This is a genomic window from Bradyrhizobium sp. 521_C7_N1_3 (assembly GCF_052075975.1).
GTDB classification, from domain to species: domain Bacteria; phylum Pseudomonadota; class Alphaproteobacteria; order Rhizobiales; family Xanthobacteraceae; genus Bradyrhizobium; species Bradyrhizobium japonicum.
On sequence record NZ_CP197232.1, the window covers coordinates 1,945,696 to 1,970,584 of the forward strand.

Here is a 24,889-nt window from a genome sequence, read left to right on the forward strand (position 1 = left end):
AAGCACGCCGGCCCCCGCATTACTCACTACGGTTGACCCGCTTCTGGAGCGCGCTGGGGAGCGTGCGTCAGACACGGGGTGTTGCTCCCTGCGAATCGCCGCTTTGATTGCGTGTCGAACTAATTTGTCGCGTCACGACAAGAAAGGATCGCGCGTTAGAGTCGAGGCTACTCTATCGTTAATAGCATAACCCATTCCCGTGGGTAAGCGAGCGATCCGAGGCGCGGTCTCCAGAATGGCATGGCCTTTGCTGGGGATTTCTCGCAACGCGAGCCTGCAGCCAGCAATGTCAGATGTTGTTCACCCGCACCTAAGCGCTTCGTCCACCTACCTTGGCAAGACGCTCACCGAATCGGTGATAGTGGACCGTGCGTTCATGGTCGAGTTCGCTCGCCATCATACCAGCGGTCGAGAATCGCAGGTTTTGGATAGCTCTTTAATTTAGCATTTACGAGTGGGGTGGCTGAAGGGCTTCGTCTGGTGCAGAAACCGCAAATTGGAGAATACCATGAGCAAGACGGCTTTGATCGATAAGGCCTTCCCGCCTAGTGATGTCATCAAACGCGCGGCGCGCATCGGCGCCGAAATCAGGAACATCAAACTGTCGGGCGATTTGCCCGACCAAACAATCATTGCGATCAACGGTCTTCTCCTGGAACACAAGGTGCTTTTTTTTCGCGACCAGAATCATCTTGATGACGCCGAGCAGGAGCGGTTTGCTCTCCGCTGGGGGAATCTTGTGCCGCCCCCGCTAGGTGCTGCCGAAGGAACGGTCTCGATCTTTGACATTGATTCCAGGCGCGGAGTGCGGGCTGACAATTGGCACATTGATGGATCTTGCGTGGATGCGTATCCGAAGATATGTGTGTTGCGAGGTGTTGTGATCCCGCCGGTCGGGGGTGACACGTTGTGGTCAAACACGGCTGCCGCTTATCTCGATCTGCCGTCACCGGTGCAACGGCTTGCCGACGACCTCTGGGCCGTCCACAGTAGCGCCTACGACTTCGCGGTAACCGCACGACCCAGCGAAGCAGATCAGCAGCGTTATGACGAATTCACTAGTCGAACAAAGTGCGAGACCGAGCATCCCGTCGTGCGTGTCCATCCCGAAACCGGAGAGCGCACGCTTGTCCTTGGAACGTACGTGACACGGTTTGTTGACGTTCCGAAATACGATGGCCAGAGATTGTTTGATCTGTTCGAGTCTCATATCACAGCCCCCGAAAACACTGTGCGATGGAATTGGAAGCAGGGCGACGTTGCTATCTGGGACAACCGCGCGACGATGCATCGTGCGGTCAACGATTATGGTGACCACAGCCGCGTGGTTCGCCGCGCTGCCATTGATGGCGAGGTGCCGGTCAGCGTCCACGGTCGGCGCAGTGTAGCGCGTGTCAAGGTCACCATGCCGGCCTCCTGCTAGAGCTTGTGGTGGTTGCGCTTGATACGTCAGCGGTAGCTTGGCAAGATCACCAGTTGCTGAAGCTGGCTGCTCTCCGGCAGCGTCGACAACCAATACTTCGGTCGGCTCTGCTTCACCTCGGGCGGTACCGTCAGCAAGCCACTCTGCCGACAGCTTCTCGGGAATCAGTGTAGTGCAAACGGCGCGGATGGGCACACGCGCGAAGGATAACCGGTCAGCCGAGCCCTCCCTGCGTTAGGCTCGGCTTGTTAGACCGAGAAGCTCTTTCTTTTTTCGGGCTCGGTGGGTCGACCGGTATTGCTCATCGGCTTGTCATGTGGCGAGCGGCTGGTGCCGGGCCGCCCGATCGGACCGTTCGGCAAGATGCCGATCACCTGAAAGCGCGCTCAACTAGGTCATGCCACGCACCCGCGAAAATTTGCCGTAAGCCGCATCCAACAGGCGCAAGGCCGCAGAGTGCTCTCGCAGGCCAGCGAAACAACGCGATCGGGGGCGTGGTCTCGAACGACAACCTCGAGGAGACCTTGACCAACTTCCGTCTGCCGCTGGTGCCCCGCAAGGACACGAAGTCGACCAACATGCTGGAGCGCCTCAACGAGCAGATCCGGGGGCACCTACGTGGTGCGAATCGCCCCCAACGCCGAAGCTGCCTAAGAGGCTGGTGCGGGCGCTGACCGTCGGGCGCCACGAGGCCTAGCTTGAGGACCATCGCTATCTGAACATGGATGTTGAAGGAGCACAAGAAGGAGACGCAGCGTCAAGCGACCTGGCGATGCTCAGATCCACCAAAGGGATGGACGCCCCCCCTTTCCGCCGCCGTGGCTCGCCAGCGCTGCGCTTGGGCGAGCGAGCGACGGCGGCTCCGAGGGGATGGCTTGGCCGGACCCCATGATCAGTTTTGCTGAATTTGACGCACAGAACTCCTTTTTCCCGCGGGCACGATTTTTAGTAAAGTTTCGGGAGGGTACAGCTAACGGGTGACCGGAAGGCGGGCGGCATTATTGACGATCGATAACGAGACCGCGAGCTGGCAATCGGCCGGCCATTAAGCTGACTGTCATTTCGGTAGTTTACGCCGACTGAGTGCTTTGTTTTGGGGACGAGCTGTCGTCAATGATCCATACCTCGTTACACCAGCCCTTCTCAACTGCCGGCAATACTAACTCACGGAGCTTGGCCAATACGTTCTCGTCAGACCAGCCCGTCGCCAACAAACTGCAGCCGCGACGGTGCTGACGTCCGCGCGGGAGGCGTCGCAGCGCCAAGGCTCCATGCTCTTGCGTCCGTCGATAGGATCAGTCCTGTGTAATAGTCACCTACCGAGCTCGTCCGCTGTAGCTGGCAAATTACGCATCCGGGATCGGTGATATACTCCGCAAATTGTGCTTCCCTTTGGCGACGGCGGGTACATACGTTGTCGGCCAGCGTTCTTCCTGAGAATGTGTTAAAAATGACAACGCGAAAGCGGCGTGCAAGGGGAAATTGACTTTGCTGGAGATATTGTGCGCAGAATGGCCCCGACAAGCTGGATCCGTGCAAGCGCGGAGGCGCAAACGTCGATTCTCGTTCTTCGCGAGAAGATAAGCTCCCTCCAGAACTGCCCGCAAAATGGCGAAATGAAGGTTCAACCAGAATGAGCGCATCCACCAACAGTCTTCTCTCGGGCGCCGAGCGCGAAGCGGTGATCGAGCTCCGCCACGCCATGCACCGCGAGCCTGAGCTCTCTAACGCGGAATGGAAGACGCAAGAGCGAATCCGTCGCATGCTGCAGCGCTTCGGCATTACAGGTGCGAAGCCATTCCACAACACCGGTCTCTATATCGATATCGAAGGCACCGCCTCGGGCCCGAAGCGATCGATTGCCGTCCGCGGCGATATTGACGCACTCCCCATCCAGGAGGCCCGTGATGATCTGCCTTATCGCTCTCAGGTCGACGGCATCATGCATGCTTGCGGTCACGATGTGCACGCGTCTATCGCGCTCGGCACCGCGCTCGCATTCCACCGCATGCGGGAGAATTTTGCAGGCAAAGTACGGGTGTTCTTTCAGCCAGCAGAGGAGGCGGAGCCACTCGGTGGGCGAACGGTAAAAGAGGAGAAGCTGCTGGACGGCTTCGATGGGGCAGTCGGCTTCCACGTCAGTCCAGATATTCCCGCCGGCATGCTGGACGCTTGCGAAGGACCCATCACCAAGTCCGCCGACCAGTTCATGCTTACCATCACCGGTAAGATGGCCCATGGCGCCTCACCACACAATGGGGTCGACGCGATCGCCATAGCCGCTGCCTTCGTGAATGAGGTGCAGAAGGTGATTTCGCGCGAAATGCCGATTGATGACGCCGCAGTCGTTACGATCGGCACTATCCACGGTGGAGAGGCGACCAATATCATCTGTCCTTCGGTTATCATGGAAGGAACAATCAGAACCCGTAGCCCAGAACGCAGAGCACTACTGTCCCAACGCGTGCGCGAGGTGGCCGAAGGCGTCGCGAGGATGCATCGCGGCCAAGCCGAGTGCATCATCCGTACAGGCGAGCCTCCGGTCGTCAACGATAGCGACATGGTGCAGCGCTTTCGGCAAGTCGTTCATGACACACTCGGCCGCGAAGCGCTCACCGCAAAAAAGCGAGCAGCGGGCAGCGACGACTTTGGTTTCTACGCGGCATCTGTGCCATCGATCTACTTCTGGTTCGGAACTCGCGCGACTGGCAATGAATCATTATTGCATACGCCGACATTCGGAGCTTCCGACGAACTTGTCGTTCCGACCACGGAGCTAACGGTCAGATACGTACTTGATCTTCTAAATCCCTGAGACTGTTTGTCGGCGGATTTCCCCTCGACACGTACTGAACAGCTCTGATGTCAATGTCGGGGCTCCCCAAGTGCCAGCATTGCGGATCGGCGCATCCGCTCTGCCGCCGTGGGTCGGTCAACCGGCGGGTACGGTCACTTGAAACTCCCCACCTGATGATCCCGTCAAAACAGCGGTAGCAGGTCAGGAAGGACATCTGTTTTCGGTCCCTTTAGCCAGCATGGGACCGGGGAGTTGAACGTCTTGGAGCCACACCTGCAAAGCACCGATTTACGCACTCGATCCCAACCGCCAGCCAGCGCGAGGTTCACAGATGGCGGGGGGCGATCGCAAGACGATCCGGCGTTACCGGGCGCTGCGGGCTGGTGCGGAGGCGAATTCCCCCGAGGAAGTGACCACAGGCCCGGTGAGCGTGGACGGCCAAATTCCTCCACCCCGACCGGCTTTTGGGACATCGGAAGCGACGGTCACCAGCAGCCAGGCCCGTTCGGCTCGCGAAGCGCATCGGGCGTGGATCGAAGAACACGTCCGCCTATGCGGAATGCGCAGGCGATCTACCAAGACCTGCTCGATCAATTTGGCTTTCCGTCCAGTTACCAGAGCGTCAAGCGGTTTGTATGCCGGTTGCGGCACACCGACCCGCGAAAGCGCGGTTCGCTCACAGTTCGAAAAGCTTTCGTGGCGTGTTGGTGAGTACTTCCACACCCGTCCGGTAACCCGGAATGTCTCGCTTACGACATAGCCAAAATCCAAGTCAACCCAGTTGCCCAGCACCAAGTGGAAGGTCATGTTCGCTCTCAGCTCTGTCCTGTCTCCCTCTTTGAGGCTTGCGGTCGGCTCGGTCCAATCAATCCCAATCGGGTATCCGCAGCGCGACTCTTTCTGGAAACCCATTTTCGCCATCGTGCGATTGAATGCGTTGGCGACATCGCCGCAGGTGGCTCCGGGGCGGATTGTGCTAAGCGCAGCCTCGGGCCCCGCGACCTCTGCTTCATATATGCGACTAACCGGTCCGGAGCCGTTCCAATGGTGAAGGTGCGCATGATGGCAGCATTGTAGCCATAGCGGACGCCACCCCATTCAAGATTGATCTGCGATCCATCATGAAAGACGCCCTCGCCCCACCGCACATGGGCTGTCCCGGTATAGGGCGAGGCGCAGAAGCAGATGGGCGAAATTGCTGTTCCGGGCTTGCCGTTCGCGCCCCTTATCGGGGTCGCCACGATCTCGGCCGCCGCATCGGCTTCCCGCACACCGGGTCGTATCACTTCAGCCGCACGCAACATTGCGGCATCAGCGATCGCGGCCTTCTCGCATGAGGGATATCTCCAGATCGGATTTGACCATCCTGATCCAGTCTATCGCCTTGGAACACTCCACTATTCTTTGCTTTGGGTAGCTTGGTCGAGAATTTATCCTGGCCTCGCCCAAACTGCTTGAGCGTCAGGGACCCTGTTTCGAGGCCTATGCCGCGGGTTGCAAGGCCCCGTTCACAGAGATATTCGATCACTTTGTCGTAGCCATCGGTATCCGGATGCCCACGAGATCCTCGGGATACCCGATGACGTTATTCGGGTTCGGAAACGTCTGCCGAACTGCTGCCGGTGCATCCATCCGACGGAGGAAGAACTTTGGCTTCTCTTCATCGAGCGAAATACGAGCCCTTGTGGAACATACGCCGACGCGGCGGTATGCCCCGTAAGATAGGTGATGTTGCACGGGCTGGTTACGAAAAATACGTCGATCTCTCGTCGCCGCATTTCCGGTTTCAAAGCGGCAAGTCTGCGCAAATATTCTGTGCGCGGGAACGCCTGCAGTCCTTTGCTGACTGTCATTATGTTAGCTTCATCCTTTTGAGTTACTTTGAAATGACAACGTCATCGCTGCTGGCCGCGTCATCTGATCAGGTCGCGACATGGAACCGCGCGTGCCGCCTCCGGCCCATGTGTGCTGGGAATGACGTGCGAGCTCGCCCCTCGAAGGAGCTCTAGCACGTCTATAACAGTTGCCATGAAGCCGGTGCGGCACCTCTCGATGCGCTGCGCCGTTCGGTAGAGCGCGCGCGGCACAGTTTCGTAGATCGCGGACTATCGCGGCGTTCATCTGGTTACCGGCTCCGAAAACTTTTCGCTCTGCCGACCGACGTATCTTTCGTTCAGATGTTATCGCCTGTTAATGCTGAATTTCGCCAACGTGACCGCCCTTATCGCGGAGATTTCGCGCTAGGTGACTGAGATGCGCTCTTTTCAGGCGCGCCGGCTTTCTGCGGCATGCGCGGCGATTTCAGCCGAAGCGCAGATTCGGCAGTATGCCTGTATCGAGGCAATACCGCGCTACGACTGCTCCTAAGGAGGCCTCTTCATTCTTGCGCGCTGATGTCCTCGACCTCGACGATGAAGTCCTGCACCAAACACCTCAATTTGCCGGATATACGCAAGCGAGACCAATAATCGGCGGGCTTTGTTCGGCGATCCGGGGTAGCTTATTGCCTAGAGGGCTCCCGTCGGCCGTCAAGAGGGGCAAGCCGATTGATTATACGCACCATACGCTCTTGTCGGATGACGACTGCGACGAGATCATTGAGAAGCGCCGTGGCATGCGCCAGCACTTTTGAAGCCATACCGCCGTCTCGAACGCCATCGCGCTGGTTCCCACCTGGGCGATTATTCGAGATGCGCAGCCACATCGATCTAGCAACCAGGAGGGGCGCGGATTGCTTCTCCTCGTCCCGATGCGGCACCTACCGGCGTGCCGCTCATCGCCACGAAAATCGCCGGCAGCCGCAAACGCAGCTCGTCCTGATTAAAAGATCCTCGCGCGGCCGAATCATCATTTTTCAAACCGGAGAACCGAGATGCTATCGATTAGCCATTGGGGCCTTTTTGAACATGGAGCCCTCGAGAACAAGGAGCGCGTATTGTACTGTCATTTCCGAGATGGGAAATGGAGCTGGGGCGTTCGATAGCGGCTTCCTCCTGCGACTCGGACGACAGCGCACTTAGCACTCAGTGGCGCCCGGCACTTTGCCAGACCCGGCCGTCGGTGCTCGCGTGGTGCAATCAGGATCGCGCAGCTGAAGCTCGGCGGTTTGTCGATCACCCACTGGTCTGGAGCTGTTCGGGAGCTGGCGATATCTTGGGCCTCACCCATCCGGGATTGCACTCGTGGGCGATGACGAGGCAGTGCTCGGAGCCGATCTGCGGGCATCGCGGGTAGGATCCGAGCGTTCAACGCTAGTGCCCGGCTCAGTTGTACCCGACCATCACCGCGGATGCGTACATTCACGCACTGGCGGTCAAGTCCTGAATCGGACAATCGTCTCGATAGCCGGGACTGAGTTCAATTCGATGCTTCCCCGTGTTCTATGCGGGCGGCCTCCCGATGGCCTCTGGGCGTCATCTGGAGCTTCCTTTACGGAAGAACCCGCGGCCGCTTGAGCTCTCATCTGCTTGAACGAGGCCGACCAAGACGACTGAATTCTGCGTCAAACAAACTTTGCTAGATCTATGCACTCCAGAAGCAGAAGTTATCGATTTTCCTCCTCGGCGCCTACTAGACTGCGCAAAGGGGTGCATTTGCAGCCGCAGCATGAACGAGGGCAACTGTCTGTGTCTCCTGCGGGAAGCGAAAAAGTGCGACCGGTATGAGGCGGCCGCCCTCAATACAGCGGACCACTAGGGAGCCGAATCGCTCAGTTACAATATCTGACTTAGCCGGTCCCAACGCCTCCACGCCGACGCCTCAGCCACGACCACAAGTTTTACCGAGCGAGGAGCGACGGCGCTGCTTGCAACTTCTCAGTAGGTAAGAATGCAGCTCACGTTAATGATAGGCAAGATTCACCGCGCTTCGGTGACCCAAGCCGATCTGCACTACGAAAGCTCGATCTCGATCGATGGTGCGCTGCTGGAGGCAGCCGGCTTGTTGGCTCATGAGCGCGTCGAGATCTTCAACATCGATACCGGCGCGCGTTTTACAACCTATGTGATCGAGGCGCCCCGCGGGTCTGGCATCATAGACTTGCATGGTGCGGCCGCGCGCCTTGCAATGCCCGGAGACAAAATCATCATCGTTGCATATGCCTCCCTTGATGAAGCGGAGGCCAGGGTCTTCACACCGCGCGTTGTCTTGGTTGACCGCGACAATCGCATCCTGACTGGCTAGACGGTTTCAACCGCCATGCGACACGCTGATAGCTCTGGTTTCGGACGCAACCGGTGCCGGCGCGCTATTGCTCCACTCTGGAGTGACGAATGACCCCTGTTCATGCATCCCACACCGCTAACTATCTCGCGTCCTTGCAAGCCCTGAAAGACCCGCCGCGCGGCCTCAAGCCTCGCGCCGGTACTGATTTCTCTTCCAGCGATTATCTGGCCCTGGCGAGTGCGCCCCGTATGAAAATGGCCGTTTTGGCGGCCATTGATGCGGGCACACCGATCGGCGCGGGCGGGTCGCGCCTCCTCCGGGGCAATTGCGAGGAACACGAAGCTCTTGAAGCAGAAGCGGCTCAGTTCTTTGGTGCAAAGGCGGCGCTTCTCTTTAACGGGGGCTATATTGCGAATTTCGCGGTTCTAACAACGTTGCCTCAACGGGGCGACCTGCTTGTTGTCGATGCTCTCGTCCACGCGAGCATCCATGAAGGCGCGCGAGCCGGTCGCGCCGAATTCCGGACAAGCGTCCACAACGACCTGCAGTCGGTCGAGAGCACAATCCGTGACTGGCGGGCAGCGGGTGGCGCCGGCCGCGTCTGGATCGCGGTCGAAAGCCTCTACAGCATGGATGGCGATTTCGCGCCGCTCCAAGAGCTGATCACGATTGCGGACCGTTGCGATGCGTTCCTGATGGTAGATGAGGCGCACGCCACGGGCGTGTACGGCGAGCGGGGGCGGGGGCTCGCCGCGCCGTACGAGGGGCGCGACAATTTGATAGTCGTTCATAGCTGCGGAAAGGCTTTGGGGGCTGCCGGGGCGCTGGTGACTACCTCGATGGCAATACGCGACTTCATGATCAATCGCTGCCGTCCATTCATCTTCGCGACCGCCCTGCCCCCTCTGATTGCTGTTGGGGTCCGAGAGGCACTGTTGATCCTGCAGCAAGAGCCAGAGCGCCAGCAATGCCTGCAAACACTGGTTGCATTCACACACCGCGAAATGCAGACGCGCGGCCTGCTATGTCCCTCCAAGTCACAGATCGTGCCATATATCGTCGGCGACAACGCACATACGATGCAGCTAGCCTCTGCACTGCAGGTGCGCGGCTTTGATATCCGGGGCATCCGGCCACCAACGGTGCCCCCAGGCACAGCTCGCCTCCGCATCTCATTAACGCTGAACGTCAACGAGACTGATGTCTGTTCCATGCTCGATGCGCTCAGCGACGAGACGAGGGGGTGGCTTCGATGAGCCTGCGAATCGTGGTCCGGTATGGACACCGGAATCGGAAGACGGTGTTTCCCGTGGGGTTCGCTGGTCTCCTCGGGCCAGCTATTAGAAGCCAATTCAGGCCGGGCTCGAAGGAGCAAGTGACACCGAAGTCGTTGCGCGACTTGGTAACGTCTCATCCGATCGGGTCGTGCCGGAGCGCTACCGTCTGCGGACCGCTGCCTCGCCTCATCAATCCGCCGAGATCGACGGAGTTCGCATCGACGTGGATTCCGTCGATCTCCGCGACAGCGGGATGCGGCCGCTGATCGCAAACCGGGCCCCTCCATCCCATTCTGATAAGCCCTGAACATGCAGACAATAACAACGAATACTGAGCTTCGGCACGCCCTCGCAGCGTCGCGCAGGACCGACAAACGCATCGGGTTCGTCCCGACAATGGGCTACTAGCGTCTCGGCCTGCCGCGCATTCTGATATCGGGGGAGGCCATCTTAGGAAGCAGTAGCAGATAGACCTGGTCCACTCGGCCGCGTCTGCGCGTCGGCTTGGTGTCTATCGTTTACTCACTACTTGCTTTTGAACCGATGGCGATAGACCACGGCGCACAAAGGCTATGCAAGATTGTCTCCGTGTCCCCGGTTCCGTAGTCACAGCGACATTGACTCAGAGATGTCATTTTTCCTTAGAGCCTCCAATTCTGCGATCCCCATTTGACCGAACAGATCGCAAGTCGCTCATTTGCGGCAATTCACAGGGGATTTCGCAAACAATGCGCGTTTGATGCCGAATCGGCGGAGCGCTTCCCGTTCTATTCTGGTCTCACGTGAGGGTCTCGCTTCGCTCGTCAGATTGCTCGTAAGCGCTGTCGATCTCGCTGTGTCTGTCCTCTTAAATCGCGTTATCGACTCTCTAATCATTGATCGGCAGCGAACCCTTCGCCGAGCATCACCACCTATAATTCAACTCAACCTTCAGGATCTCGCATGACTGCATACCATGGCCCGGTGTTTGACATGGCCTCAAAGCAATTCGAGGTCATCGCGGATTATTTGGGAGAAACCCGATGACGCAAGATTACGCCTGTCGTTACCCAAGTGATCGGTCGCCGTATCCTGTCCCATTCACTGTGACGATGGGACAACCGCGGTCTTCGAAGGCTACCGGGTACCGCATCATCTCACGCTTGGCCCGACGAAAGGCGGAGCCAAGTTCGCGCCGAGTGTCGACCTCGGTGAGGTCGCTGCCCTCGCGATCTGGATGAGCTGGAAATGTGCCCTGGTGGGGCTACGCTATGGTGGCGAAGGGCGGAATTAGCGTTGATCCATCGACCTCGTCCAAGCGCGAGCTCGAACCTGCAAGAGATGATTCCATTTGTAGGGCCGCATACCGATGTCATGGCGCCCGACATGGGCACGAACGAACAGATCGTGGCCTGGTTCACAATCAGGGCTAGACGGTTACAGAGATTGTAACAGGAAACCTGTCAGTGCCGGCGGCACATTGGGGCGTCGTGAAGCGACAGGTCGAGGTGTGGCGCATTTGGTTCGGCGCACCGCAGGCGAGCTAAACATACGTTTCAATGGCGCGACAGCAGTTGTACAGGGCTTTGGCAATGTCGGTTCCATCGCCGCGCTCGAGCTGCACAACATGGGAGTCGAAGTCGTCGCGATCAGCGATCACACGGGAGCGCTCTATCCGCCCGGCGGTCTCGATCTACCACAGCTCATCCGGCACGCTGGTTTGCACGATAGCCTTGAGAGTTATTCCAATGAGCTCGGCCTACCCAGCAGAGATCCTTTCAATACCATGCGACGTGCTTGTCCCAGCTGCGGTGGAGCGCGTCATCGACCGTCGAATTGCCGGTAACCTGAGCTGCCGCATCCTTGCCGAAGGCGCGAACGGCCCGACCACGCCAGAAGCCGACCGAAGCTTGGAACGACGCCAGGAAGAGATCTTCGTTATTCCCGATATTCTTCGCAATTTGGGAGGCGCGGTGGTCAGCTACTTCGAGTGGGTGCAGGACCTCCAACGATTGTTCTGGGAGGAGGAGGAAGTCATGCGCCGAGAGTATCAAGTTCTAGATCGCGCCTTCGAACGGGTCCTCGCGCGGAGCAAAGGCGAAAACCTGTTCAATCGCACCGCAGCCATGGGCATAGGTGTCGAGCGCGTTCGCGGAGCAAAGGAAACTCGCGGGCTATTCCCGTAGGGCTACTTTTTCTTAACCCCACATGCCTCGCCACGGCAAGGTCGTGGGCCAATCGGACTGTTTTCTGCGCGTATCCGCGGACGCAAGCAGAAAAACGGCTATATTTGGCGAAACTTGGCCTGAAACCCACGATCAGTCGCGATTAGCGTCTTCGCGCCGGTTTGACGGCCGGGTCCTCCACGGCCAGGGCAGGATGGGAAGAATGAAAATTCTTTGCTTGTGGTATGCCACTGACGCCGAAATTTCGCGGCTCAAGGCAGCCCTGCCTGCCGAAGCGGAGGTCGTTGCGCCTCAAGGGGAGTACTTCTCGCGCTTTGAAAGCACTTTTGCGGAACTAAAGGGACACGCCGTAGATGCGGACGCAATGATCGGTTGGGCGATTCCGAAAGGACTCCTCGAGATCGCGGACAAGCTCAAGCTGCTTTGCTGGCTGCATGCTGGTTGTGACGATCTCGATATAAGGCTCCTGAAGGAACGCCGGGTTACGGTCGCTAACACCCGCGGCGCCAATGCAATTGCGGTCGCTGAGCAGGCCATCATGTTTGTCTTGGCCCTCGCAAAGCAGGCCTTGTTTAAGCATCACGCTGCTCAAGAGGGACGCCGCTTGTTCCCCGTTTATGCGGATGAATATCGCTCGGCGATGCTCTACGGTCGAACGCTCGCAGTCGTCGGCATCGGTAACATTGGCGGACACATCGCCAAATGCGCCAAAGGCTTTGGAATGCACGTGCTGGGCGTGCGTCGCAACAAGGACCGTCCCGCCGCCGGCGTCGATATGATGTACGGCATGGACGAGCTGCGCGACGTCCTTGCCAAGTCCGATTATGTCGTCCTTGCGACGCCAAACACGCCGGACACATTCCAGTCCTTTGGAAAAGCAGAATTGAATGTGATGAAGCCGTCCGCATTCCTGATTAATATTGCGCGCGGCAACCTGATCCAGGAAAAGCCACTTTATGAGGCACTCACATCCGGTCGGTTGCGTGGATACGCGGCCGATGTGTGGTGGCGGTATGAATTTGGCCGCGCTTTCCCGATCGGATACATGCCTCGGCTCGAGGTTCACAAGCTCCCGAACGTCATCAGTTCAATCGATCAGGCATCGAATGCGGATGACGTTTTGGACCGTCACCTGCAGTGGGGCATCCAGAGCCTGGTCGAGTTCTCTAAGGGCGCAGTGCCAACCCGTGCGATCGACCTGGATCTGGGCTATTGACTGCGGCACCAAGCATGGCCGTGGCCTTTTCGTCGAGACGATCCGTATCGCGGACCGAGCTTGGCTTCGGACATACGGATGGAGCTAGAGTGTTGCCGTCGAGCTGAGAGCACACCTTTGAACAGTGCTGTTCCAGGAAGCCAATGCCAGAAGTTACAGGTTGGAGATGCCCATGCACGTAGACAATATAGTCCAGGATCTCTTAGCGCGGCAGAACGACATATTGGACGGCCTCTGTACCTTTCTACGGATGCCCAGTGTAAGTACCGATCCTGCATTCGCCGCGGGGATGAGCGATGCCCAGCGATTTCTTCTCGATTGGCTTAAGCGCATGGGGCTCGCGAACGTTCAACTGTTGGATGGAGGCGGACATCCTGCTGTTTATGGTGCATGGAATGGCGCACCCGGCAAACCCACCATCCTGATCTACGGACATTATGACGTCATGCCGCCGGATCCGCTCGAGGCCTGGCACGCGCCAGCTTTCGAGCCAACCATCCGAGATGGCAAGCTATACGCCCGTGGCGCGTCCGACGTTAAGGGCTCCACGGTGATCGCGCTTGAGACAATCGCCGCTTTCCTGCGGCTGCGCGGCGGCTGCCCCGTGAACGTCAAGGTCTTTTTGGAGGGCGAGGAGGAGAGTGGCAGCCAAAGCCTTCGTGAAATTGTGCGCCGCTTTCGACCGCTCCTCCAAGCCGACGCGATGATTTCAGCTGATGGCGGCCGCGCGAGCGCTACAATCCCGACGATCAACGTCGGTTGTCGCGGTTTGCTTGAACTCGAATTCTCAATTCGGACGGCAGACAAGGACCTCCACTCCGGTCGATACGGGGGCGCTGTGCGAAACGCGGCCCATGAAATCGCCAGGATTATCGCCTCTCTCCATGATGACTCCGGGGCGATTGCCATTCCGGCGTTGATGGACAGCGTGCCAGGCCTCACGCGCGAGGCTCGAGATCAGACAGCAAGATTTCCCTTCGATGGCGTCGAGTTCGTGGAGGAGGTGGGTGCTGCAGCCTGTGGAGAGCCGGGCTTCTCGGTCCGTGAGCAACTAACGCTGCGCCCCGCCTTGGATGTAAATGGTGTATGGAGCGGCTACACAGGCGTCGGCAGCAAGACGATCATCCCGGACAGCGCGCATGCGAAGCTTTCGTTGAGAACCGTGCCAGGCCAAGATACCCATCGAGCGCTTAATGCAATCAAGGCGCATTTGACCGCGATCTGTCCTCCCGATGTCGCGCTTACCGTCCATGACAACGATACGGGCGCACCAGCCTTCAGCTTGCCGGAGTCGCATCCTTTGGTGATGGCTGCCAGCAAAGTGCTGCAAGAGGCGACGGGACAGGTGCCGGTGTTGGTTCGCCTTGGTGCGACCGTGCCGATCACTGTTATTTTCCAGGAAATGCTGGGGCTGCAGACGCTGATGTTTGGCTTTAATCTGCCTGACGAAGATGTGCATGCCCCGAATGAGTTCTTCCGCATCGCTTCTGTTGCGGAAGGCCTTTCGACCTGGCCACGATTGCTGGAGGAACTCGGCACATTTGAATGCGCCGATTTCCGGCCGGGCGAGACCTCTGTCAGCGCCGCCTAGGATGACGCAATTCGGCGGCGGGACTTCGGCGCTTTCGTAGACCAGACTAGCAGATTCGGACTCGACAATTGATGCGATATTCTCGCCAACGGCACTTCCAAAAGGAGTAACAGGCATCATGTTCAACATTCGCGCTTCTTCTCACCCACTAAGTTTCACATCCTTGCGCAACGCTCCCATTGCAGCTGCCCTCCTGGTCGCGAGCTTCAGTAGCGCTTATGCGCAGCAGCTCAACACAAACGAGCCGGTCTCAATTGCTATAGCGAATGAGCCGCCATTTACCGAGCTCAAGCCCGACGGCACACTTACCGGGTCTGGCCCAGACGTCGATATCGCGATACTCAAAGAGGCCGGCTTCACCCAATTCAAGGGCGAAGTGATGAAATACGGAGCGATGATTCCGGCACTGCAGGCCAGCCGCGTCAAGATGGTCTCTTCCGGTGGGCTTGCTATCCGTCCGGAGCGCTGCGAACAGGTCATTTTCTCCGAGCCCGTGACTTGCGGTTCGACCGGCCTTCTTGTGCGGCCGGAGATGGCCGGAGAGTTCGACAGCTACGCCAAAGCCGGCGAACTTGGCGTGAAAATCGGAGTCATTGCCGGCGGGTTGCAGGAGAAGGATGCACTTGCTCGGGGTGTTAAGCGGGAGAATGCAGTCGTATTTCCTGACCAAGCCAGCGCGATCAAGATGCTTGCTGACGGGCGAATTGACGCAATCGCGCTCGCCGATTACTCGCTGGAGAAGATGAAACAACTCTCAGCCAATCCGTCGCTCCAGATCGTTGTTCCCTTAAAAGATGTCGAGGTCTTCTGCGCGGCTGCCGCCTTCAGGAAGGACGATACCGCACTAAGGGATGCTTATAATAGCGGCTTGAAGAAGCTGAGGGAGAGCGGGGAATTCGACAAGATCCTGGTCAGCTATGGTATGGGGCCAAGAGTGCCCCTCATCAAGAACGCTCCGTCAACGGCAGCGATCTGCGGAAGATGAGGGGGCCCGGCATTGGCGTGGGTCCCTTATGCCACCCACGCCAAAGCCCAACACACAGATAAGTCTGCACCGCAAGCCATGTCGGGAAAGCCATTTGCTAAAGCCAATGATTGAATTTCGGAACGTCGACAAACGCTTTGGATCCCTCAAGGTTCTCGAGCAGCTATCGTTCCGCGTCGCGCCCGGTCAGCACCTGGCACTGATTGGTCCGTCCGGCTCCGGTAAGACGACCATTCTTCGAATATTGATGACGCTTGAGGGCATCACCGGCGGCGATGTCCTGATCGATGGGCAGTCCATGATCTATGAGGAGCGAAGTGGGAAAGTAGTCCCTGCCTCCGAGGGGTACGTCCGGAAGATCCGTGCCAACATTGGCATGGTTTTCCAACACTTCAATCTTTTCCCTCACAAAACCGCACTGGAAAATATTGCGCTAGCGCCCGTCCTGACCCGTCAACTCTCGAAAAGAGAAGCGTCGGAACGCGCTTTGCAACTGCTGGAGAAAGTCGGGCTGTCTAGCAAAGCTGATGAGTATCCAGCGCGGCTGTCCGGCGGACAGAAACAGCGCGTGGCGATCGCCAGGGCATTAGCGTTGCAACCAAAGATTCTGCTTCTTGACGAAATCACCTCGGCCCTCGACCCAGAGCTCGTGGAGGAGGTGCTCGCCGTTATTTCGGCACTTCGCAACGAGACTGACATGACAATGCTGCTAGTCACGCACGAGATGAGCTTTGCTAAGGACTTCGCCGACCGCGTGCTTTTCTTTGAGCAAGGCAACATTATTGAGGATGCCCCTCCCGCGACCATTTTTCACAACCCTCATCACGATCGGACCAAGAGCTTCTTGAAGAAGGTCATCGCTGCCGGGCAGAGGGTATGAGCATCGCAAAGATGATGGGGGCAAGGCGATGACAGAGTACTGGTGGTTCATCCTGAAGGGAGCGGGATCGACTATTTCGATCACACTCTTGAGCTGCGCGCTCGCACTGTTTGTCTCGTTTGCTTCCGGTATCGCGTTGCTATCCAAGCGGTTCTTGGTACGCGCCTGTTCTCGCATCTACGTTGAGGTATTTCGCGGCACATCCGTTTTTGTACAATTGTTCGTCGCTTACTATGTTCTCCCTCTTCTTGGTCTGAAACTTAGCCCTATCGTCGCTGGCACCCTGGCCCTTGGCTTCAATGGCGGTGCCTATGCGGCCGAAGTCGTCCGGTCCGCCATTTTAGCCGTCGGGCGAGATCAACGAGAAGCCTCGATTGCGGTGAATTTGACACGTTGGCAAACGATGCGCTGGATCATCTTGCCGCAAGCCTTTGTGATTATGTTGCCGAGCTTCGGCAACATCGCGATAGAAATTATGAAAGGCACGGCCGCTGCCTCGTTAATTTCGGTCCCTGAGCTTACGTTTCAAGCACAGACCGTGCGAGCGCACACGGGAGAAACCGCATTTCCCTTCATACTGATCTTGATCAGCTATCTGGCCATCGCCTCGCTGATTATGGCCGTGGTCCGTTGGCTAGAACGCTCGTTCGGTCGCGGAATTATCAAAGTGGGGGCATGAGGCAGAGATGAATTGGAGCTGGAAATTCGTCGCTGAAATCGCACCCAACCTCGTCCACGGGTTTAGAGTGACGATTCTCGTCACGCTCGTCTCCTATGCCGCCGCTCTCGCGCTAGGGTTGATCTTTACCTTGGCCAGGACGTCTTCCGTCAAGTCGGTGGGAAACAGCGTGCAGCTTCTTTCGGAAGGCATCAGACGCACACCACTGCTGGTTCAGCTGTACTTTTTGTTCTACGTGCTGCCTGATCTTGGAGTCCTGCTCTCACCGTTGACAGCGGGGATCATCGGCCTTGCCATGCACAATGCGGCTTATATTTCCGAGGTTTACCGGGCCGGCGTCGACAACGTATCCGTTGGCCAGTGGGAAGCAGCAAAGGCATGCAACCTCACGCGTGCACAAGCGTGGATACACGTCATACTCCCGCAAGCAATTCCTCCGATGATTGCTCCGCTCGGCAATTATCTGATCGCCATGTTCAAGGAAAGCGCGCTTCTTTCGGCCATCACAGTTCTTGAATTCATGGGTTCTGCTATGGCTGAGGCGGACTACAATTATCGCTACCTCGAGCCGATCACGATCGTTGCGCTCGGATATCTGGCTGCAAGCCTGACTTCTGCGGCAGGAATTAAACTGCTGGAGAAGAGATTCAATCGCTATGCCGCATAGCAGCACTCGTCGGGCCTAGAGCTCCAGCTTGCTCTGATTGGGACTTGCCCACGTGAGGTCAGAGGCGTCTTCTGACATTCCGTCGGTTATGATGCATTATGGAAAGCTTTTGGCCCTGTTCTCCCGGCGCTTCGGATAGGTGAGGCTCAGCATTTTCCTGAGGGGGTTATCTTTGACTCTACGGTTGAATCGCACGTATCGCTGCCTTGGCTGTAAATGATGACTGAGACGGGGCGGCGTGGTTCTCGCCCACAAGCCCGCATCATCGAGGGGAGGCCGGTCGTGCTCGATTCCGGTGAGGGCGCGCCAAGATCAGCTCTGGGGCGATGCCGCCGACGAGGTCCTGCATCGCGTCGATGCTTTAGGCATCGCGTATGTCTAAGCACCCGGCCGCCGAGCCGTTCGGTCATCTCGCGGGCTTCAAGGGCGACGGCTACACACGTAGAATTTCCCCGGGCTCCGCCCTGATCTTCGTCCTTCACGAGCCACGGACTTTCCTGGCCCAAATGTAAGCCAGCTGAAACACCTCCCGGTCGACTTGACTCAGCTTCTCGCCGTGAATCCGGAAAACGCTTCGAAGGCCATCATTGATGACTGGATCTGGCTCGTGGCCAAGCGCGCAGACGGGAAGATCAACGCAGACCACCTTGAGCAAGGTTGGCTAACATGGCGGACACAATAGCTCTTCAGGACGTCTTGACGTCGTCGCCCGAACAGTGGGCGGTCACCCAACTGAAACCGGCCGTAGCACAATCTACGGCCGGCATTCTGCCGAGCTTCAGCCTATTTGACGAACAGCTTGCGCGGCGTCGATGACAACGGCTCGTGGCCCTTGTCGGTCACCGTAAACGACTGAGTAATTGCGATGCCAACGTCATCCAGCCAAAGTCCTGGCATCATATGAAAGCACATGCCAGGGCGGAGAATTGTGTCATCGCCCTTCCGCAGACTGGCGGTGCGCTCCACTGCGCCTGGCGGATAGCCCAAACCGATCGAATAGCCGAGTCTCGCTTCCTTTTCGAGACCATGCCGAGCTAGCGATCGGCGGAATACCTCGGCCACGTCTGAGCATTTCCGGCCAGGCTCAACATAATCGAGGGCAGCGTTCATCGCTTCGACAGCGATTTCGGATAGGTTCTGGAACCCGGGCTTCGGTTTGCCGACCGAGATCGAGCGGCTGAGGTTAACCTGATAGCGCAACCGGTTTCCGAACAGCTCAAGATTGAGCGTTGTTGACTCCGGAAGTGGCTTGTCCGTCCACGCAGCATGCGGCGCAATGGCCCGCTCGGCCACGCAAAGCATCGGCGGGGCGCAGCCGTAGGATCCGCCGAATTCAGGCGTACCAGCCGCCATCTGATAATAGACAGCAGCCGCGATGTCGCATTCGCGAACGCCTGGCGCAACCGCGTCAATCGCCTTGGCCATCATGGCGTCGGCGATCTTTCCCGCTTGACGCATGAGCGCGATTTCGGCCGGGCTCTTTACAGCGCGGATCCAGTTGACGAGCAGATCCGCATCGATGAATTGCGCGGAGGGGAGCGCACGCGCAAAATCGGCGTGTGCGCGCGCGGAATAGTAGTATCCGCCCATTTCCGCGCCGATACGCCCTTTCTCACCGCCAACTTCCTTGACTGTCTCAGCGATAACGTCGTACGCGGAGAAGCTCGCGGAATGGACGTACTTGTCCTCATAAGCCCGAATATTATCCTCATCGAGGTAAGTCGTCATAACCGCAGAAACGCGGTCCATGAAACGGCCGATCCAAATGGGCTGCTCTCTCTTCAAAGACACGATGACGAACTGCGGGACGTAGTAGGAATACGCATCGTAGCCCGTCAGATAGTTCATGTTAGGCGGTTCAGAGATGAGCAAGACATCGATACCCCTCTTGCCCATTTCCCGTTTCACCGCATCCAGGCGAGCGGCGAATTCAATCTTCGCGAAATGCAATTCTCGGTTCAATTCGATTGCCCCTCTCTGGTGCGGCACCGCCGCTGTGAAGTCCCAAACGCAGATCTGCAATTAAAGCCTTATCCCGTGTTTTGCATTCGTTTCCCCTGAGAATGGCCCATTGTATGAAGATGTACTGCGAGTACACATATGTTGTGCAGAAATACTGCGGGCCAAGCCCCTCATGATGAGAACCCGCGGTACCCCGCGCAACGTCGTACATATGCAGAACGACGAAGGTCCGAAAGAGGGGGCGCTGGCTGTCCGGTCACCTGCATCGAAACCCTATCGATTCGGGGGACGATGGTGCTCTGGCAGTTCGAGTTCCAGCAAGGATGATGATAGCGACTTTCCGTGCGCGTCGAGAGACAGTGAACGTGTAACTCCCCCGCCGAGTGCATCGTGCAGCACGAAATTCACTGCTCCGAGCGCGGGCAATTCATAGCGCTCAGCTTTGCCGGCTACGATGTCGGAAAAATGGAGTTTCACCCTTTCCGCGGTGACGTGTTCGAGAAGAAAGGCGTAGTCACCCGCTTCAAAAGCGATAACCGAGATGTTGGATATGTTGCCCTTGTCGCCTGCTCTGGCATGGGCGAGTTCCCGCAACTTCATTTTACACAACCTCATAAGTGATGCTTGGCTGCACCAGGTTACGCGGCACAAGGATCGACGCGGCTGCAATAACCTCATTTGCGGATTTGGTCGCACCGCCACCTCCGGCTGGTCCATTAAGCCACAGCGAGTCCACTTCGTTTCCGATAAGGATCGCCTCTTCAATGGACTGCGTCCGTCCCGCCACTCTGATGCGCACGTCAGGCGGCTCGATAAGAGGCTCGCCACGGAAAGCGCCTCGATGAACGGCATTGACACCAATCATCTCCAATCGAAGCTCGTCGACGTGCACCCCGACAATCTTCAAGCGCTCTTCGACGATCTCCAGCGCGAGCTCTGCGCGCGCCCTTGCGCCCGGTCCAGCATAGGAGATCTGGCCCTCACCAATGAAGCCGTCCCGGTACCCCACTGTCACTTTCAGGGTATCTGTTTTCGGATGCCCCTTACCACCGGTGACGGCAACGCGATCACGGCCAACTTCCTCCAACTTCACCTTGCTGAAGTCTGCGACAACATCAGGTTGGAAATAGCGCGAGGGATCGTGCACTTCATAAAGCAACTGCTCCTTGCACGTCCTCAGACTGATCTCGCCACCACTGCCCTCGACCTTCGTGATGATCGCGGAGCCGTCCTTGCTGACTTCCGCAAGAGGAAAACCTATGCGTGCAAGGTTGCGTACGTCCTTATATCCAGGATCGGCAAAATAGCCCCCGGTCACTTGTCCGGCGCACTCGAGTAGGTGTCCTATCAAAGTGGCCTGTCCAAGGCGATCCCAATCATCCATGCTCCAGCCGAATTCGTGCAGCAACGGACCCACAAAAAGAGACGTATCGCTGGTCCGGCCGGTGATCACGACGTTCGCGCCCTTCGCCAGCGCCTCTACGATCGGCGCCGCCCCAACATATGCATTGGCCGATACGACGCGATCGGCGATATCAGAAAGATGGCCTTGACCATCGACCAACGGAAACTGCCTGCCTATGATGCGTTTAAGGACATCATCTCCCTCAACGGCAGCGATCTTGAGCTCGGCTAGACCTAAGTCCTTCGCAAGCGCCACAACTTTACGCGCTGCGCTTGCAGGATTGGCGGCTCCCATGTTGGTTATGATCTTTGTGCCCTGCCTGACCGCAGCGGGCAACACCGCTTTGAAGCGTGCCTGCAGCAGCGGATCGTAACCCGCCGACGCATCCTTCAGACGTGCCTGCTGAGCCAGCGCTATTGTTCGCTCTGCGAGGCACTCGAAGATCAAATAGTCCAGCTTGCCATGCTCTGCGAGCTCGATGGCCGGCTCGATTCGGTCCCCCGAAAAGCCGGCTCCACAGCCCAGGCGAATAGTCTTCATGGGGGTCCTTTCAGCGTAGCTTTGATCCACAGTAGCTTCGAACGAGTTCCGAGTTGACCGTGATCTCCGTGACCATTCCGTCGCCTATTGACCCCGCTCTCGCGCACTCGATCTGGAAGTTCGAAACCTCGTGGCAGCAGTGTCGAGTGTCTAGCTGAGCACAAGTCGAATCCTCCCGGAGGGCGGCCGCCCTTGATCAAGCCCGTCTGGAGATGCACGGGCACCCATTTCTCAAAGCGGTACCTGCTATTTTGCCATCATGCTACCGCTCGCATGTTTGTGAACTCAACCTGATTTTGCGAGCTGCTTTGAAAAGTAGGACTCTGAGCGCCTTCTGAGCGGTCGCAGGTACAATGAAGATAACAAGAAGAAGGAATGCAGCACCCGATTTCATTCTAAGTCTGCCGCACCCGGAGAACCGCTGGACAACCCCGCCATTCCACGCTGACAGTTGAACGTCCCACGTTACTCGGCTCCTAGCATCTCGTGGGTTCCACGCACGAAGTTGTCGCTCTTGGTCTGAGGACGCGTAAGAACTGCGACAAAGCGCGTGTTGGGGAAACCAAGGCGAATTGCTCAGAAGAGATCGTGGGGCGCTGGCCGCGCCTTCGCGCGCTCTGACAATGACTACACCTGTCGAACGATAGTCTCGCATTTGGTGGCTTTTCAGTAAGGCTGCCGCTACCGGCTCCTGCCGGGACTGCTCTCATGCAGCAAGACATCGTTGTCCGAGCGATCCGGGATCTCTTCCTTCCAGCGCACGGATCCGAACGGTCGCTCCAGCATACGACGAACCCGCACAGGATCGGGACCGACGTGAAAAGCTGCTGCCTCACGCTCCAGCGCGCGCTCCGCTCTCGTCGCGCGGTTACGCTGGCGCAGGTAGTCGAACCAGGTGGGGCAGTGAAAGCGCTCCGTCCAGGAGTCCGGATCGGCAATGTCGCGCGCGATCGACCATCCGTATGCGCCATTACGCTGTCGGAACAGCTGGACGGCCTGCATGGCATTGTGAAACGCCCTCGCATTCTCCTGCGCGACTCGATATTCGATCTCGACTACCAGAGGGCCGCTCCTCCCGGTCAGCGGCAATTTCACGTCGGGATCCTCGAGCAGTTCCGGCTCTTCACCCCGCGCACCAACGCGCGGCATGGGTAGCCAAAGCCCTAGCAAAGGCGAGAGCAGCATTAAGACGGCGGACACCAGAAGCGCCGCTTCCACACCGGCGACATCAGCCAGGCTGCCCCAGCCCCAGCTACCAATGGCAACCCCTCCTGATCCGGCCGCCTGATAGGCTGCCAGGGAGCGACCGGCAACCCAGCGTGGCGCCGATAGCTGCACACCGACGTTGAAAAGAACCCAAGCCATCGTCCACACGGCCCCCGCCAGGACCAGTGCGACCGAGGTCAAGATCGAGTCCTGGCTCAGCGCCGCCGCGACGAGGGCGCCGCCCATCGAGAGCGAGCAGGCCCGGACGGCCGCTTCACCGGTTAGCCGCTTGCGCATTTCCGGAATGTAGATTGCACCAATTACCGCGCCGACGCCGAAAGCGCTCAGCAGAAGACCATAGGTCTGCGCGGCGCCATGCAGGAGATCTCGCGCAACAATAGGCATCAACGCGATTATCGAGCTGCCGATTAGCCCGATCACCATGGAGCGGACCAGAACGATCTTGATGGCGGGGGAATTGGCGATGTATCGCACCCCAGAAATAATGGCGCGGTTGAACTTCTCGCGAGGCAGCCGCGAAGGCTGCGCCACGCGGTTCCATGCAAATAGTGCCCCCATGAGCGGAAGATATAGCAGCGCGTTCAGTGCAAATGACGCTACAGCGCCGGCGGTCGCAACGACGATGCCGCCTAGTGCAGGTCCGACGCTGCGCGCGATATTGTAACTCATACCGTTCAGTGCAACGGCAGCAGGCAGCGCGTCGGGTGGCACCTGCTCACTTATCGACGATTGCCACGTTGGATCCATGAGGGCCACGCCGCTCCCGACCACAAAGCATAAGGCCAGCAACAGCATCGGCGTAACCATGTCGAGCCAAGCAAGTGTGGTCAGCGCAGCGGCACCGGCGAATGCGATTCCCAGAGAAATAAGGGATACGATTCGGCGATCGTGCATGTCGGCGATCGCGCCCGCAGGCATTGCCATAAACATAACCGGAAGCGTAAGCGCAGTCTGAACCAATGCGACCATGTCGGCCGACGACGTCATCTGCGTCATCGCCCAGGCGGCGCCAACGCTGCGAATAAGAGCGCCCATATTTGAGAGAAGACCCGCGAGCCAGACGCGGCGAAAAGTAGCATGGCGAAGCGGCGCTGTGATGCCATCGCCGCCAAGCGTCTCGAGCTTTTGTACGTCGGTCATGTCAGGCGCTGCCGTGCCTCCCTTGACAGAGCAGCCGTTCGTCGGAAGGAAGCGGCTGGCGAACCGCTTCTAGGCAAGCATCCGGCCAGTCAAGCCCGGCCATGCGGATCGATTTAATGATAGAGGCACTCGTCCAGCCGTGAAACATTATAAGCAACAAACGCCTTAGGCGAACCCTGCAATTTCGCGTGCAGAATACTGACTATCCCCGCCTTCTCGCGACCGGCGAACCTACGGAGCTCGACAATCACACACTCGATGTTATTCGCTTCTTCGCTGAGGTGCGCTGAGCGCTCAACAACAATCAGACTACAGCATTACAGCGCAGGTTTTTTGCGTTGTGGTGCAGTCGCGCGCTGAAAAAGCGCATCCCGAGGCGCCTTGGTCAGAGATACCGCCTCGTGGACGAACCGCTGCACCGTGTCTTAAGAAAATGTGGGCTGGACGGTCGGAGCGGTGAGATCGACGAGGGGATCGACGCTCCCCGCTCTGTCACTTTCGATCACTCGATCCTCGAAACATTTCTTGATGCTGAGTGCGCCAGTGCTCCGCTGGTCGTCCTGCGCGACCGCATCGCTGACACTACCAAAGAACCTCACGTTTTAACGGTCCTAAGCACGGAGCGCAGCGCCGATATTGCCTTGAGATGCTCCTCGTCCTGGAAGGGATCGCGAATGTTTCGCGCGTGCCACAGTTGGTCAGCACGAACGATATCATGCTGCTACTCGCAGCAAAGCCGGCGATGCCGACGAGCCGGCTGACCTCTATTTG

Annotated in this window: 16 protein-coding genes and 6 pseudogenes; 15 read left to right on the top strand and 7 right to left on the bottom strand. The window is 58.1% G+C overall.

What is annotated here, in order from left to right:
• Positions 1-508: 508 nt before the first annotated feature.
• The 4 genes and pseudogenes from AB7008_RS08865 to AB7008_RS08880 all read left to right on the top strand — a co-directional run.
• Positions 509-1,423 (top strand): TauD/TfdA dioxygenase family protein, encoded by a 915-nt coding sequence (locus AB7008_RS08865; protein ID WP_038937398.1) that lies wholly within the window; start codon positions 509-511, stop codon positions 1,421-1,423.
• Positions 1,424-1,929: 506 nt separating this feature from the next.
• Positions 1,930-2,187 (top strand): annotated as a pseudogene (locus tag AB7008_RS08870) (transposase); the annotation flags it as partial.
• An 869-nt stretch (positions 2,188-3,056) separates the two neighbouring features.
• Entirely contained in the window at positions 3,057-4,238 is a 1,182-nt protein-coding gene (locus AB7008_RS08875) for a M20 metallopeptidase family protein (RefSeq protein ID WP_441258671.1), read from the top strand.
• Positions 4,239-4,472: 234 nt separating this feature from the next.
• Positions 4,473-4,886, top strand: a pseudogene (locus AB7008_RS08880) (IS21 family transposase); the annotation flags it as partial.
• A 123-nt stretch (positions 4,887-5,009) separates the two neighbouring features.
• On the opposite strand, the pseudogene AB7008_RS08885 reads toward AB7008_RS08880, so the two are convergent.
• From AB7008_RS08885 to AB7008_RS08895, 3 genes and pseudogenes are all read right to left on the bottom strand, one after another.
• Positions 5,010-5,318 (bottom strand): annotated as a pseudogene (locus AB7008_RS08885) (M24 family metallopeptidase); the annotation flags it as partial.
• Positions 5,309-5,524, bottom strand: a pseudogene (locus tag AB7008_RS08890) (M24 family metallopeptidase); the annotation flags it as partial. The pseudogenes AB7008_RS08885 and AB7008_RS08890, both read right to left, overlap by 10 nt.
• 204 nt (positions 5,525-5,728) lie before the next feature.
• A complete protein-coding gene (locus AB7008_RS08895; RefSeq protein WP_441258672.1) occupies positions 5,729-6,073 on the bottom strand; it encodes an aminopeptidase P family N-terminal domain-containing protein in 345 nt (114 codons plus the stop codon).
• Positions 6,074-8,048: 1,975 nt separating this feature from the next.
• On the opposite strand from AB7008_RS08895, the gene panD reads away from it, so the two are divergent.
• The 11 genes and pseudogenes from panD (at position 8,049) to ehuD (ending at position 17,844) form a co-directional block, all read left to right on the top strand.
• On the top strand, positions 8,049-8,402 hold the full coding sequence (gene panD, locus AB7008_RS08900; protein ID WP_441258673.1) for an aspartate 1-decarboxylase: 354 nt from the start codon (positions 8,049-8,051) through the stop codon (positions 8,400-8,402).
• An 89-nt stretch (positions 8,403-8,491) separates the two neighbouring features.
• Positions 8,492-9,640, top strand: a complete 1,149-nt coding sequence (locus AB7008_RS08905) for an 8-amino-7-oxononanoate synthase (protein ID WP_441258674.1) — start codon at positions 8,492-8,494, stop codon at positions 9,638-9,640.
• Between the two features lie 94 nt (positions 9,641-9,734).
• Positions 9,735-9,968 carry an AAA family ATPase gene (locus AB7008_RS08910; RefSeq protein WP_441261194.1) on the top strand — a complete coding sequence of 78 codons (234 nt, stop codon included), beginning with the start codon at positions 9,735-9,737 and terminating at the stop codon, positions 9,966-9,968.
• Between the two features lie 2 nt (positions 9,969-9,970).
• A pseudogene (locus AB7008_RS08915) lies at positions 9,971-10,066 on the top strand (pantoate--beta-alanine ligase); the annotation flags it as partial.
• A gap of 537 nt (positions 10,067-10,603) precedes the next feature.
• Positions 10,604-11,826, top strand: a pseudogene (locus tag AB7008_RS08920) (Glu/Leu/Phe/Val family dehydrogenase).
• A 202-nt stretch (positions 11,827-12,028) separates the two neighbouring features.
• Entirely contained in the window at positions 12,029-13,042 is a 1,014-nt protein-coding gene (locus AB7008_RS08925; protein WP_441258675.1) for an NAD(P)-dependent oxidoreductase, read from the top strand.
• Between the two features lie 172 nt (positions 13,043-13,214).
• Positions 13,215-14,633, top strand: a complete 1,419-nt coding sequence (locus tag AB7008_RS08930) for a M20/M25/M40 family metallo-hydrolase (RefSeq protein ID WP_441258676.1) — start codon at positions 13,215-13,217, stop codon at positions 14,631-14,633.
• A 118-nt stretch (positions 14,634-14,751) separates the two neighbouring features.
• Entirely contained in the window at positions 14,752-15,618 is an 867-nt protein-coding gene (gene ehuB / locus AB7008_RS08935; protein WP_441258677.1) for an ectoine/hydroxyectoine ABC transporter substrate-binding protein EhuB, read from the top strand.
• Between the two features lie 94 nt (positions 15,619-15,712).
• Positions 15,713-16,498, top strand: a complete 786-nt coding sequence (gene ehuA / locus AB7008_RS08940; RefSeq protein WP_441258678.1) for an ectoine/hydroxyectoine ABC transporter ATP-binding protein EhuA — start codon at positions 15,713-15,715, stop codon at positions 16,496-16,498.
• A 28-nt stretch (positions 16,499-16,526) separates the two neighbouring features.
• The gene (ehuC, locus tag AB7008_RS08945) at positions 16,527-17,177 is read left to right on the top strand and encodes an ectoine/hydroxyectoine ABC transporter permease subunit EhuC (protein ID WP_441258679.1); all 651 of its coding nucleotides are present in this window, start codon (positions 16,527-16,529) and stop codon (positions 17,175-17,177) included.
• A 7-nt stretch (positions 17,178-17,184) separates the two neighbouring features.
• The gene (ehuD, locus tag AB7008_RS08950) at positions 17,185-17,844 is read left to right on the top strand and encodes an ectoine/hydroxyectoine ABC transporter permease subunit EhuD (RefSeq protein ID WP_441258680.1); all 660 of its coding nucleotides are present in this window, start codon (positions 17,185-17,187) and stop codon (positions 17,842-17,844) included.
• A gap of 783 nt (positions 17,845-18,627) precedes the next feature.
• Here ehuD and AB7008_RS08955 read toward each other — a convergent pair.
• The 4 genes from AB7008_RS08955 to AB7008_RS08970 all read right to left on the bottom strand — a co-directional run bounded on the left by AB7008_RS08955 (position 18,628) and on the right by AB7008_RS08970 (position 24,118).
• On the bottom strand, positions 18,628-19,866 hold the full coding sequence (locus AB7008_RS08955; protein ID WP_441258681.1) for a M24 family metallopeptidase: 1,239 nt from the start codon (positions 19,864-19,866) through the stop codon (positions 18,628-18,630).
• Between the two features lie 213 nt (positions 19,867-20,079).
• Positions 20,080-20,406: an AtuA-related protein gene (locus AB7008_RS08960; protein ID WP_441258682.1), complete on the bottom strand. Its 327-nt coding sequence runs from the start codon at positions 20,404-20,406 to the stop codon at positions 20,080-20,082.
• A gap of 1 nt (position 20,407) precedes the next feature.
• Positions 20,408-21,751: an acyclic terpene utilization AtuA family protein gene (locus AB7008_RS08965; protein ID WP_441258683.1), complete on the bottom strand. Its 1,344-nt coding sequence runs from the start codon at positions 21,749-21,751 to the stop codon at positions 20,408-20,410.
• Positions 21,752-22,432: 681 nt separating this feature from the next.
• Entirely contained in the window at positions 22,433-24,118 is a 1,686-nt protein-coding gene (locus tag AB7008_RS08970; RefSeq protein ID WP_441258684.1) for an MFS transporter, read from the bottom strand.
• Positions 24,119-24,889 lie beyond the last annotated feature (771 nt).

What these genes read in the sequence shown, in the direction of transcription:
- AB7008_RS08905 (WP_441258674.1), top strand. Translation starts at nt 8,492, where the DNA reads ATGACCCCTGTTCATGCATCCCACACCGCTAACTATCTCGCGTCCTTG.
- AB7008_RS08965 (WP_441258683.1), bottom strand. Translation starts at nt 21,751, where the DNA reads ATGAAGACTATTCGCCTGGGCTGTGGAGCCGGCTTTTCGGGGGACCGA.
- panD (WP_441258673.1), top strand. Translation starts at nt 8,049, where the DNA reads ATGCAGCTCACGTTAATGATAGGCAAGATTCACCGCGCTTCGGTGACC.
- AB7008_RS08895 (WP_441258672.1), bottom strand. Translation starts at nt 6,073, where the DNA reads ATGACAGTCAGCAAAGGACTGCAGGCGTTCCCGCGCACAGAATATTTG.
- AB7008_RS08875 (WP_441258671.1), top strand. Translation starts at nt 3,057, where the DNA reads ATGAGCGCATCCACCAACAGTCTTCTCTCGGGCGCCGAGCGCGAAGCG.
- AB7008_RS08925 (WP_441258675.1), top strand. Translation starts at nt 12,029, where the DNA reads ATGAAAATTCTTTGCTTGTGGTATGCCACTGACGCCGAAATTTCGCGG.
- AB7008_RS08970 (WP_441258684.1), bottom strand. Translation starts at nt 24,118, where the DNA reads ATGACCGACGTACAAAAGCTCGAGACGCTTGGCGGCGATGGCATCACA.
- ehuC (WP_441258679.1), top strand. Translation starts at nt 16,527, where the DNA reads ATGACAGAGTACTGGTGGTTCATCCTGAAGGGAGCGGGATCGACTATT.
- ehuB (WP_441258677.1), top strand. Translation starts at nt 14,752, where the DNA reads ATGTTCAACATTCGCGCTTCTTCTCACCCACTAAGTTTCACATCCTTG.
- AB7008_RS08865 (WP_038937398.1), top strand. Translation starts at nt 509, where the DNA reads ATGAGCAAGACGGCTTTGATCGATAAGGCCTTCCCGCCTAGTGATGTC.
- AB7008_RS08960 (WP_441258682.1), bottom strand. Translation starts at nt 20,406, where the DNA reads ATGAAGTTGCGGGAACTCGCCCATGCCAGAGCAGGCGACAAGGGCAAC.
- AB7008_RS08930 (WP_441258676.1), top strand. Translation starts at nt 13,215, where the DNA reads ATGCACGTAGACAATATAGTCCAGGATCTCTTAGCGCGGCAGAACGAC.
- ehuD (WP_441258680.1), top strand. Translation starts at nt 17,185, where the DNA reads ATGAATTGGAGCTGGAAATTCGTCGCTGAAATCGCACCCAACCTCGTC.